The organism is uncultured Ellagibacter sp. (assembly GCF_934617235.1).
Taxonomy (GTDB): domain Bacteria; phylum Actinomycetota; class Coriobacteriia; order Coriobacteriales; family Eggerthellaceae; genus Ellagibacter.
Window position 1 is genome coordinate 1 of the sequence record NZ_CAKTTZ010000059.1, and the last position, 11753, is coordinate 11753.

The 11753-nt window shown below is 60.5% G+C and carries 10 protein-coding genes and 1 pseudogene; 2 read left to right on the top strand and 9 right to left on the bottom strand.

The features are described 5' to 3' along the window. Positions 1–80: 80 nt before the first annotated feature. The 5 genes from Q0G85_RS09500 to Q0G85_RS09520 all read right to left on the bottom strand — a co-directional run bounded on the left by Q0G85_RS09500 (position 81) and on the right by Q0G85_RS09520 (position 6508). Positions 81–374, bottom strand: coding sequence for a hypothetical protein (locus tag Q0G85_RS09500; RefSeq protein WP_297157285.1), 294 nt, complete (start codon positions 372–374; stop codon positions 81–83). 514 nt (positions 375–888) lie between these two features. Continuing rightward, positions 889–1851 carry a SpoVA/SpoVAEb family sporulation membrane protein gene (locus Q0G85_RS09505; protein ID WP_297157289.1) on the bottom strand — a complete coding sequence of 321 codons (963 nt, stop codon included), beginning with the start codon at positions 1849–1851 and terminating at the stop codon, positions 889–891. A 537-nt stretch (positions 1852–2388) separates the two neighbouring features. Further along, entirely contained in the window at positions 2389–4461 is a 2073-nt protein-coding gene (gene fusA / locus Q0G85_RS09510) for an elongation factor G (protein WP_297157291.1), read from the bottom strand. A gap of 890 nt (positions 4462–5351) precedes the next feature. Continuing rightward, positions 5352–6089, bottom strand: coding sequence for a hypothetical protein (locus Q0G85_RS09515; RefSeq protein ID WP_297157294.1), 738 nt, complete (start codon positions 6087–6089; stop codon positions 5352–5354). A gap of 47 nt (positions 6090–6136) precedes the next feature. After that, complete coding sequence (locus Q0G85_RS09520) at positions 6137–6508, bottom strand: hypothetical protein (RefSeq protein WP_297157297.1); 372 nt, start codon at positions 6506–6508, stop codon at positions 6137–6139. Between the two features lie 449 nt (positions 6509–6957). Between Q0G85_RS09520 and Q0G85_RS09525 the strand changes: the two genes are divergently transcribed. Further along, positions 6958–7086 carry a hypothetical protein gene (locus Q0G85_RS09525; RefSeq protein WP_297157300.1) on the top strand — a complete coding sequence of 43 codons (129 nt, stop codon included), beginning with the start codon at positions 6958–6960 and terminating at the stop codon, positions 7084–7086. Between the two features lie 271 nt (positions 7087–7357). On the opposite strand, the gene Q0G85_RS09530 is transcribed toward Q0G85_RS09525, so the two are convergent. Further along, complete coding sequence (locus Q0G85_RS09530) at positions 7358–7552, bottom strand: hypothetical protein (protein ID WP_297157303.1); 195 nt, start codon at positions 7550–7552, stop codon at positions 7358–7360. A gap of 354 nt (positions 7553–7906) precedes the next feature. Continuing rightward, positions 7907–8770: a ModD protein gene (modD, locus tag Q0G85_RS09535; protein ID WP_297157306.1), complete on the bottom strand. Its 864-nt coding sequence runs from the start codon at positions 8768–8770 to the stop codon at positions 7907–7909. Between the two features lie 351 nt (positions 8771–9121). On the opposite strand from modD, the gene Q0G85_RS09540 reads away from it, so the two are divergent. Continuing rightward, positions 9122–10582: a LuxR C-terminal-related transcriptional regulator gene (locus Q0G85_RS09540; RefSeq protein WP_297157309.1), complete on the top strand. Its 1461-nt coding sequence runs from the start codon at positions 9122–9124 to the stop codon at positions 10580–10582. 202 nt (positions 10583–10784) lie between these two features. Here the strand turns inward: Q0G85_RS09540 and Q0G85_RS09545 are convergent, their stop codons facing one another. After that, positions 10785–11096 (bottom strand): ferredoxin family protein, encoded by a 312-nt coding sequence (locus Q0G85_RS09545; RefSeq protein WP_297157312.1) that lies wholly within the window; start codon positions 11094–11096, stop codon positions 10785–10787. Beyond that, a pseudogene (locus Q0G85_RS09550) lies at positions 11093–11753 on the bottom strand (FAD-dependent oxidoreductase); the annotation flags it as partial. The gene Q0G85_RS09545 and the pseudogene Q0G85_RS09550, both read right to left, overlap by 4 nt.

Consider the following 11753-nt stretch of genomic DNA (forward strand, 5'->3'; position numbering starts at 1 on the left):
CCATGATAGGGGGAGCCTGCTTTTCGGGAGGGCCGCCGATGGGACACCCATGTCAACGGTGGTTTAACATAGAGCTCTGCCTACTTGATGCGTGATTGCAGCTCGCCGATCTTGGTCTTCGCCCTGGAATATTGATAGGCACCGATGCCGACAAAGCCAGCCGCAACGACCGCGATCGCATAAGTGACTACGCTCGCTGCCACTGTCTCGGGATCGAACATGCCGTTCGCAACAAGAACCTGGCGAATGATCAGGAACAATACGAACACGATGATGCCACCTGCAGTCTGCATGAAGCCGCGGGTCTTCTTCTGCTCGAGCTCGGCGATTTCCTCGCGAAGCTTGCGTTCCTTTTTGCTCATTCCCTTTGCCATTTCCCACTCCTTAAGGCATCGCGGCGGCGCAACAAGGCGAAAGACAGCGCTCGACGCGAATGAACTTTGAATTAGTGCTGAACAGTATAAAGCAAGCGTCCGAAAATCAACACGCTTCCCCATTGCCGCCTGCGAGAATCATGCCGCAGCATTCATTCGACGCGAAGCCCAGCGAGATGACAGGCGTGCGACGAGGCACAGAAGCATAACGGGCCTCCCTCTATAAGAGGAAAGCCCGTCAAGATGAATTCCAGCAAATCACTAGGTGAAACGCGCGCTTACAATGAGAACGGCACGATTCATACACGGCGAGAGACAAGCTCGGAGCACGCAAAAGACGCACGGCGCGGGACACGCAACCCGCAATCACGACCTATACGCAACGCCCGCGCGAGCTCGCGGAAAGCGAGACACGCCGTAGCACGCAAGACGCACGGCGCGCACTACGCCCGATGCGAGAGGCGCGACTCGTGCACGTGCGCGACGCACGCAGCCGCCGCCCGAAAAGCGATTCCTATGCCTTCACCGTCTCGCTCATGCCTGCAGGCACGCCGCTTTCCCCCGTGGCGTCATAGCCTTCGAGCTCTTCCTTGTCGAGCTTCTTCACCATGGAAGCGTCGTAGCCGAGCTCCTTAAGCGAGTTCAGCGCCTTCTCGGCATGAACCTGCTCGAGCGGCTTGCGGCCGAACGTCCAGTTGTAGATGAAGAAGGTGAACAGCGCGGTGATGGCGAGGCCGGCAACGGCGAGCAGGAACGAGCCCAGATGGACGCCGGCGCCCGCGAGGTTGCCCGCCGCAAGCTCGATGCCCACGTTGTACATGTTGTAACCGCCGACCGTGATCATGACGGAGAAGCCCTCGCCGGAGAAGTTAGCGAGCGCACCGGAAATTCCGAAGGGCGCGAAGATTGCGCCCAACATCCATGCCGTGATCAGGATATGGAGCGGAGTAACCTTCTTGGTGACCTTCTTCAGGCACACGAACAGGATCTGGAAGAACGCGGCGAGCAGACCGCCCACAAGGAATGCGTACACGAACAGCATGCCACCCTCGGTCTTTGCGACGCCGAGGTTGTTGTTGAACCCGACCGTGCCGCAAATCCAGCCGAGCGCGATGCAGATAGCCGCGAACAGCACATTGAACCACACGACGAACCACACGCAGTTCCAGATGCACTTGCCCATCTTCTCGTTGTTCTTCGTCCAGGGACCCACAGCCTTCATGCCAACCGCCATTGCGAAGCCGGAGAACGGGAGCAGCGCGCCGAACGTCGCCCATTCCTCGACGTACTGATAACACGCAAGGCCGCCCAGGATGCAGCCGATCACACCCATGCTGATAAGCGTAGCGCCGCCCATAAAGAACGCCATCGGCGTGCCTACGAGCACGGTCTGCCAGAACGTGAGGATCGCCTGGGCGATGAGCGCAAAGGTGCCGCCCACCAGGAAGCTGTAGATAACTGTCTTGTATGGTTTCATGACCATCCCCTTCAACTATTCTTTTGACTCCACATCGCGCGAATGCGCAAAAAACAGACACGCTTTCCCTCAAAAGCGTGAACATGCGCACGATAGACTACCCGAAAGCGCGCAATCGACCTCAACCCGCAAGGTCGAATCGACGGGTTGACTTGGTCGTCCGCCCTGTAGCGGAAGGACGAATTTGATCCCAGGGCATGAAGAAGGGGCTGGAAGCGGAAGGGGCGGAAGGGAACGCTCGGGAAAGAGCGAGAAGAAGGGGAACGCAAAGGCGGGACGGGCTGGCGAGCGTCGGTCCCGGCGACGCAGCCTTGCTTCGGGCAACCGTGCGGCGGCTCCCTGTGACGCGACGAATCCGTACAGCCGCGCATCAAACCGAGCGTCCTACAGCAACCTGACCAAAAACAAGGGGCCGGAAGGGAGAATCCTTCCGGCCCCACTGCGCGACTGCGGTTCCGAACGATCGAAGCCGCAGTTGCGTAAAGCGGATCGCGAAGCGCAAAGCCCCACGCTTCGCAACCCACCACTTCTTACTCGCTAATTCCCTGCAGCCCTTGAGGCTTGGTATTCCTCCACGAGCTTCTTCGTGACATCGGCAGGCGCCTGCTCGTAGCCGTTGATCTGGATGCTGTACGAACCCGAACCGCGTGTGATCGAGCGCAAATCCTTCGTGTACTTCACAACCTCGGCGTAGGGCACGCGCACGATGATCACGGTCTCGCCCTCGTCGTTGGAGTCCGTGCCGACGATGCGTCCGCGGCGCGTGGAGATGTCGCCCATAACCGGGCCCGCGTAGTCCTCTCCCACCGTGATCTCCATGTCAGCCATCGGCTCGAGCAGCACAGGATCGGCCTGGTCACACGCAGCACGGAAACCGATGCGCGCGGCGGTCTTGAACGCCATCTCGTTGGAATCGACGGAATGATAGCTGCCGTCGAACACGGCGACCTTGATGTCAACCATCGGGTAGCCGGCAAGCACGCCTTCCTTCATCGTTTCCTGAACGCCCTTGTCAACTGCGGGAATAAGGCCGCCGGGAATAGCGCCGCCCTTGATCTCGTCGACGAACTCGTAGCCCGCCCCCGGGTTCGGGGAGATGCGCAGCCAGCAGTCGCCGAACTGCCCGGCGCCGCCCGTCTGCTTCTTGTGACGGCCCTCGGCCTCGGCGGTCTTGCGAATGGTCTCGCGATACGGGATGCGAACCGGCACGAGGCGAACCTCAACGCCCGTTTGCTCCTTGCAGCGGGAAACGAGCATGTCAACCTGCGTGTCGCCCATCGCGGTGAGCACGGTCTGGTGCGTTTCCTCGTTACGCTGAATGTGGATCGACGGGTCGTTTTCCGCCGCGCGGGCAAGAAACGTCCCGAGCTTGTCCTCTTCCTTCTTGTTGACGGCCTCGATCGCGACCGGGTACTGCGGCACCGGCAGCGGCAAGGGGTCGACGGCGATCTCGCCGGTAAGGGAAATCGTATCGCCCGTGCGCGTCTCGGCGAGCTTCGGCACGACGATGATGTCGCCCGCCTTCGCGCTCTTCACGTCGGTGGCCTCCTTGCCCATCATGACGTAGAGGTGACCCAGGCGCTCCTTCTTTCCCGTGCGCGCGTTGATGAGCTCCATGCCGGGCTCGAGCACGCCTGAGAGCACCTTAAGGAAGCTCAAGCGGCCCACGAACGGGTCGGAGAGCGTCTTGAAGGCAAATGCCGCGGGGCGGTTCGTCTCGTCGATGGGGATGGAGGTGCCGTCGGCCATCTGGAAACGACCGTGGCTTCTCGGGTGCGGGAAGTACGTGCAGATGTCTTCCATAAGCCCCTGAATACCCTGCTTGATGATGGTGGAGCCCACGAACACGGGGATGAACAGCTCCTGCGCGATGGCCTTGTCGAGCAGCGACTCGAGCTCGTCCTGGGTGAGCTGTTCCTCGCCTTCGAGATACTTCATCATAAGCTCGTCGTCGGCCTCGGCCACGAGGTCGCACAGCTTGTCGCGGGCCGCCTGCGCAGCGTCGGCGAACTCGGCGGGAATGGGCTCGATGCGCTCGGAGTCGTCGCCCTCGCCGAAGTAGCGGGCTTCCATGCGGATGATGTCGATGACGCCCTTGAAGTCGGCGTCTTGCCCAATGGGGATGGTGACCGGGCCCAGACGCGATCCGAAACGCGCGTGGAGCGTGGCCATGGCCATGTCGAAGTCGGCGTGCTCGCGGTCGATGTGATTGATGAACACGGCTCGCGAAAGGCGCATTCCCTCGGCCTCGCGCCACAGCTTGGTGGTCATGACCTGTGGGCCTGCAACGGCGTCGACCACGAAAAGCGCCATTTCAGCGGCTTGCATGGTGGACAGCGTGTCGCAGATGAAGTCGGGATGGCCCGAAGTGTCGAGCACGTTGATCTTGTAGTCCTTGTACGGGATGGGGGCGATCGAAGTGCCGATCGTGAACTTGCGCTTGATTTCCTCGGCGTCGTAGTCGAGATAGGACTTGCCGTCGTGCGTCGTACCCATGCGCGGGGTCTTGCCGGAGACGTAGAGCATCGCCTCAGCGAGCGAAGTCTTCCCCGCGCCGTCTTGACCCACCAGGACGACATTGCGCACGTGCTCAGTGGCAGGAGCTGCCATTTTGACCACCAACCTTTCGTTGCGTGGCCGCGCCCGAAAGAGCATCTTTGAGGCACAACCACTTTTAGTCTTGCACACACAAAGAACCGCTTGGTCAAGCCGACTTCGGCTTGCGTTGTAACCAGTGTAACGTACTTTCGCCCTTTTTCGTCCGCTTGCCCCAAGATTTGCCCCGCACTTTGGAAAGCACTTGCATTTTACGGGGAAATGCGCGTTACACGCCCCCGCGTGAAGCCATAGGGGAAGATGGGGAAAGGGGTGCCGGGCAGGTCTGGGGGCTGGACGGGAGTCGCGAGCGACCGAGAGACTCTTCAAAAACACGCAAGCACAAAGCTATATCGCGTCTGCACGAGAGCACCTACCTATTTCTTGAGCGGGGGTCGCTATTTCGAACGCGGGTCGGGCGACTTGCCTCACTCGCGGGACGGGAATCGGGCGAGACTCGGATTGGACGACTTGCCCCCGCTGAAACGATGTCTGTAGGCGAGACGGGGTCGGGTGACTTGCCTCATCCAGGACACGAGTCGGGTGATTCGTCCCTCCGAAGCGATATCTGCCATAGCAGTGGCCGACGCCCTGAAAAGCACACACTCGGAAGCAAATCCTGGCACAAAAACCGAGTTGTCCCACAAGATGAACGAGGCGTGGAAGTCAAGTCCGGCTTGGGGGCTTGGGAGATTTTCTGACCTGGGGTTTTCCCATCGGAGAGCATTATCGCCCGAAGCCAACCGCCCGTTTCGGTGGTTTCTCCGTGGGACAACTCGGTTTTTGTGTCAGAATCCGTCTTTTCGCATGCACTTTTTGGGACAGCTCGGTTTTTGCGCCACCGCGCCACCATCTTCCCAAGCACCGCCGGCAACGCCGAAGACGCCGTATAGCCCACCTCGAGGTTAGTCGGGCGTAGACCGAACATGGGCTAGAACGAGACCGGCTTCTTTGGTTTTGCGACTACCCTTCTTTAAAGGCGAATAAACGAGCCCGTGGCCATCCTGGAAGCCGACAGGCAGCCCAACGTGCCTCAAAGCCTCGCAAAGCGGCTCCAAGCTCGCATGACATCCATCGATGCCACCCGTCGACGCCTTCGCACTCCCACGAATAAAGGTCATGCGCCACGCGTTGCCACCTAGGCACCAGCCCTTGCGGTCGTAGTCTCGCTTCCAATTGCAGATGCAGACATCGCTGAAAGCTTCCTTCAAAGTCGCAACCTTGGATGGGGCCAAATGGGCAATGGGCTCGACGGGGCCGACATAGCCCCGCTCCAGCCATACCAAGGCCTCTTCGCCCTCCATTACAACCCATATGGTGCGGTGCTCTTCCAGCGGAGTGTCCTCCACCCAGTAGTTGTCGATTCTCAAGTACTCGAAATCTGTGCAGGCAAGGCTCCGCCCTGCTCCTTGCGCCTCGGCCACCTCGTCCAGCTCGCACAGGAAGCACTCATGCCGTTCCCATTCCTCCCGCAGACAGCCGGCTTTGAACAGCTCGACAGCGCAAACGCATGTCGGATCAGGCGAATCGCCGCATGCGCCTTCGTCAAGGTCGCAGACGAAGCCTAGGCGCCGGCTCTCCCCGATGCGCACAATCGAGCCCCATTTGATCATGGCATTACCTCCCGTCACCCAGAAATCCACGAGGCCAAGTTCCCGACACCTCGAGGCAGGCTCGCGCCCCCTCGCCCCTAGTGCCAAGCGACCATGCCGCGTTCGGGTATCTTCCCCTCATCGTGCCGTCTCGAAAAGTCCCTCTGAACGTGATCGTAGTACCACCACCATCGGTAGACCGCGTCGTCGGGCTCGGTCGGGAGCTCCTCCTCGAACAGCAGAGGCTCCCCGCGCTCTTGGCGCATCTCGGTAACCCCGTCGCGCATCGCATTCATATCCCTGCCTGTGGTGCAGCGCTGAAGATCGCGCTCTGTCGGAGCCCCCAAAGACACTGTCTCGTTAGCGAGGTCGACAAACACCTTGCCAGGACGCGACCCCCGATCGTTTTCCGGCCAATACTCGTAAACGAGGGTACTCTCGTTTCGACGAACAAGTTCATAGGTCACCATCGACACCAGCGCCCATTCCCATCAGTTGCAAGCGATGCCGATTCTGCCATACGCGTGCGAAATCGTATGTACCAAGTATCGGACAGATAACGAATTAGTTTGAGCTCGCCCCTAAAGAGCCCTGCGCATCTTGCCATGTTCGAGCTAGAGGAACGGCGCCCCGCCTCGGTGCTTGCCCTTCGCAATAGAGGGCGCCTATTCCCTTGCGATGCTTCCAGTCACACAGCCTGCACCCGATTCGCCCGCCAAAGACATTCCCCAAAACCCCGATCAGCGGCAGAGGAAGAGGCGCACTCGATTATTGCGCCTTCTATGGCAACAAGCAGCCTGCCTTGCGCCGTGCCCCTCAAGGCGAGACAAATCACCCAATCCCTGTCTCAAAACCAAGTTTTTCACCAAACACATTCGAAACAACAACCTCTGGCATTACTTCAGCTGGAACCTATGAGGTGGAAACTAGCTACATCAAGCTCATCAATGACAGCAACGGATTTGTTGTTGAGGTTCCCTACAGCTGGGACGACGATGGCAGTATCAATCTCGATCTCGCAACCGCCTACGGCGTCCACGAGGGGTAGCAATCCAATTGGCATAGAAAGAAAACGCCTGGCATTATTCAGAAAGCAGAGCATATCAATGGGATGGGGGTCAACGATTTGTTCCACCCCCATCTCCGACAGAGTAGTCGACGGTTTAAAGTGACACCCCGCCACAAAGCCAACCAGACTGAAAGCTCACGGTCGATTAGCTGCTCGAGCATGCAGTTCTGCAGCATCAGCTGGGGCGACACGCCCGCCGCCTTCTCCCTGTTGTTGATTAGCACCTTGAGCTGCATAGCATTACTTGTCTTCACAGCAGCGCCTCCATGCACCTTCTCACCTTCGCCGCCACGCCGAGCTCGCCGGCGAACGACTGCAGCTTCGGCAGGTTGCGCCCTTCGGACGAAGAGTACGACCGGAACGCCGGTGAGAGAAGCTGCAGGTCGGGCGACGACATGCCCCGCAGCACATCGCACAGAGTCCGTTCGGCGCCGTAGGCGCGCACGAGTGCTGCCGTACGGCGTCGTGAGCTCGGCGATTCGCCATGGCTGTGGCCGACGTCCTGAAAAGTTCACCCTCGAAAGCAAATCCTGGCACAAAAACCGAGTTGTCCCACTAAATGAACGGTACATAGAAGGCAAGCTCAACTCGGGAGGTTCTCTGACCTGATGTTTTCCCATTGGCAAGTACTATCAACCGAAGCCAACCATCCATTTCGACGGCTATTCCGTGGGACAACTCGGTTTTTGTGCCAAAATCCCCCTTTTCGCATGCGCTTTTTGGGACAACTCGGTTTCTGTGCCGTCGCGCCGCGTTCGACCCCCGTCTCACCTCGGCCTCTGCTCGGCCTTACGTGCGACTATTCTGCTCGCTTCATACGCACGCTCATGTCGATGGGCTTGGCGATGAAGGGCGCTGTCGTGGCCAGGCCGTCAACGCCCGTCGCGGCGTAGACTGCAGCGTTCTGCAGGTTGATGCCGCCTGCCGCGATAAGCGTGAGATGCGGATCAATCGTGCGCAACTCGGGCACAAGCGCGGCCAGATCGTCCACCGGCAGCTTGTCGAGCTGGATGCCATCGACGCCCGCTTCCGCGAGACGGCGCGCCTCGTCGGGCCCCGCCTCCACGAACAGCTTCTTCTCCACGCAGCGGCCACGAAGGGCGGGAAGCGCCTCCAAGAACGCCTCGAAGCCGCCCATGAAGGTGATGTGGTGGTCGAACACGAGCACGGTCTCGGACGCGCCCAAACGGTGTGGGAAGGCGCCGCCGCAGGTGACCGCCTTCGTGAGCAGGTCTTTCACCCCCGGCATGCTCTTGCGCGTGGTGAGCACCTCGCATGCGGGGTTCGCGCCGTGCGCAGCGTCCACGATCGCCCGCGTCTTGGTCGCCACGCCCGACAGATGGTCGCACAGGTTGAGCGACACCTTCCACGCCATATGCAGCGCCGCCGCCGTGCCCTCCGCGCGAAGGAACGGCTCGTCCGCAACGAGCCGCTCGCCCGAACGCCGCGACCACACGACGCGCGCACCCGTCTTCCCGAGCACGCGAGCGGCCTCCTCCGCGCCGGCAAGCACGCAGTCTTCGCGCGTGAAGTACTCGATTTCCCCCAGCTCTTCCCCGATGCCGAGAACTTCGGTCGTGAGGTCGATGTAGGGCATGTCCTCCAGAATGAACTGGTCGATGCGGCCATCGGGAATGAACACGTTCATGAGGATCCTTTCCATTCGCTGTTGCGGCGCGCAAGTAGCAACCCATTGATTCGGTTGTCACGCCGATCGGAGAGATCGGGGGAATGGGTCAAATCGCCCAACCCCCGTCCCGCTTCTTCTTTGGCTCCAAGCCTAGGCTTCGCTGCCCACACCTTCAACCTAGCGTTTCGATGGGAAATACCCCGCAAACGCCGCAATTTGAAAAATACCGCAACCTGAAAAACTCGCACGACCTTGCTCGCAAGCGTCGCCATTTTCCCGAAATAAGATTAAAATTGCGTCTTGCGGGCTTTTGCCCTTTTGCGCCTTCTTAAGGCAAAATGGAGCGCATCGTCTATTGTCCGATACGGGCCAAGGGGAACCCATATGACCACCAAGGAAGCTGTCCCGAAAACGACTCGACCAAAAAGAAATCCGCTCGACTATCCGACGCGCAGATTCGTCGGCTTCGCCCTGCTTCTCGCGTGGCACTACAACCTGTGGTTTCTTCACGACGCCTTCATCGGGGTGCAGCTCCTCGACGACTGTGTAACGGAGTCGTGGCTTTTCGCGCTCGTCGCCGCCGTAATCGGGTTCATCGCCATCGCCTTCTCCCTCGGCAGGAAGCGCCATCTCTGCGAACGTAAATGGCTCTACGAGGTGGTCACGGCCATCGCCTTCGCCTCGACGCTCGTCCTCACCCTGTTCGCGTTCTCGTTCCCCACCGACGCTATCGCCTATGCGCTCGCGGCAGTAATCGGCGCCTCGAACGCACTGCTTTGGATTATGTGGGGCGAGCTGTACTCGCGCACCAAGACATCATTCTCGGTGGCGCGCATCGGCACGACCATCGGGCTTGTCATGCTCGCATGCTCGCTTGTCGCCCTCGTCCTTCCCACCGGGGTCTCCTCGGTGTTCATCTCGCTTTTGCCCGTAGCGGCATGCGTGCTCTTCAGGCGCGGACGCAGAATTGCCGAGAGCATGCCCTACCCCACGTTGCTGCCGGAGAGCACGGCGAAGCGGGCCATCCGACCGATGATCGTCGTCAGCGTGACCGCCTTCGTCGCCGCGCTCGCCTGCTACTTCCTCGTCGCGATCATCCCGCTGGAGAGCCTCCCCGACGGCGACCTTGCCTTCACGTTCGGCTCGATCGGCGGAGCAGTTCTGCTCTGCATCATCGGTGCGGTGAGCGCCTCATCGAAGCAGCGCCTCAACATCTACCGCATCTTCCCCTGGCTTATCGTTTTGGCGATCATCTCGTTCGCCCTGTTCATCACCGGCGAGCAATTCTATATTCCCTCGTTCTTCCTCGTATTGGCGGTCGTCGCCATCTTCGAGGTGCTGCTCATCATGTACTTCGGCGTTTTGGGAATGAAAGGCTATGTGCCCATCGGAATCGCGTTCGGGTTCAGCGGGGCGTTCATCCGTCTCGGAATCGCGGCGGGCAACACGCTTGCCCTGATCTACGAGGCGAACCCGTCGTTCGCTCTCGAGGCAACCACCCCCACGGCAATCATCTTCGTCTGCATCCTCTCTGCGATCGTCATCCCGCTCGTCCGCCAGGAATACAACATCACCAAGCTCATGGCGCCGCCGGCAACCGAATCGCTTCAGGAGCAGCGCATCAAGGAATTGGCGAGGGAATTCTCGCTTTCCGCCCGCGAGACGGAAATCGTCATGCTCATCGCGCGCGGCTTCACGACGGACAACGTGGCGAAGAAGCTCGTCATCTCCCCCTACACGGTGAACACCCACATCCGCCACGTGTACGAGAAGATCGGGATCCACAAGCGCTCCGAGCTGATCGACTACATCAACGGAAACGGCTCAGACGAATCGGGCAACTAGAGCCTTGCGCCTAGCGGAAAGCACCCGCGAGGAACGCTTCGTCTGACAGCCCCGCGACCGGGCAAGCCCTCCCCGTAAGCCAAGAAGAGGCCCGACCGCCACCGGCTTTTGCGGGGTACTGCATCGCCTTCGCCTGCAAAAACGAGAAGAGCTCCCCGAGGGGAGCTCTTCAAGGAAAAGGGGAGGTAGATGAAACGAGGGCTTACCCGAAGCGGTACTCAACGCCCATCGTGGGGCTGGGGTTGACCCACTTCTCGACGATCGTGCCCTCGCAGGCTATGCGGCACGTGCCGCACTCCAGGCAGCCGGCGTAGTCGAAGGACTTGGCGCCGTCCCCGTCGATCTTGTAGAGGGCCGCCGGGCACACGCGGACCAGCTTGAGGAACTCCTCGTTGTAGGCCTCGGAGCCGTCGTCTTCCGCCAGCACGATGTGCGGGGTCTCCTCGTCGACCTCGTATTTGTTGACGGACAGAGCCTCGTCGACGTTGACCGTGATCTCGCAGACCTTGCTCACAGCGCACGCACCGCCTTCCTGACCTCGCCGGCCAGCTTGAGCAGGCCGCGCTTCTTGATAATGGGCATCATCCGCTTCGCGAGCGGCTTCTGGGGGGAGCCGTCGACGCTGAACATGGCGTTGAAGATCTCCTTCACCATCGACGGGTAGTCGGTGAACATGGAGCCCCACTCCTCCATGACGTGCGGCCACTTGGAGAAGGTGCGCAGGTCCTGGATGACGAAGGAGGCCTCCATCATCTCCCTGTAGGGGGACAGGCCCGCCTCGGAGACGTCGCCCTTGTCGAGGGCCTCGATGGCCGCCTTGGCCGCCATCTGGCCGGACGCCACGGCGAAGTCCATGCCGCGCACCTGGTAGCCCATGTTCATGCACAGCCCCGCGGTCTCGCCCGCGAGCAGGCAGCCGTCGAAGACGTACTTCGGGATCATGTTGTAGCCGCCCTCGGGGACCATGTGGCCAGAGTGCTCGACCATCTTGGCGCCGCGGATGATGGGGGCGACGGCCGGGTGGTTCTTGAAGTCCTCGAGCATCTGGTAGACCGGCACCTCGTTGCGCGAGCCGTCGGCCGCGAGCGAGATGGTGGCCACGAGGCCGAGCGAGATGGACTCCTTGTTGGTGTAGAGGAACCCGCCGCCGACGCTGCCCTTGGTGCAGTCG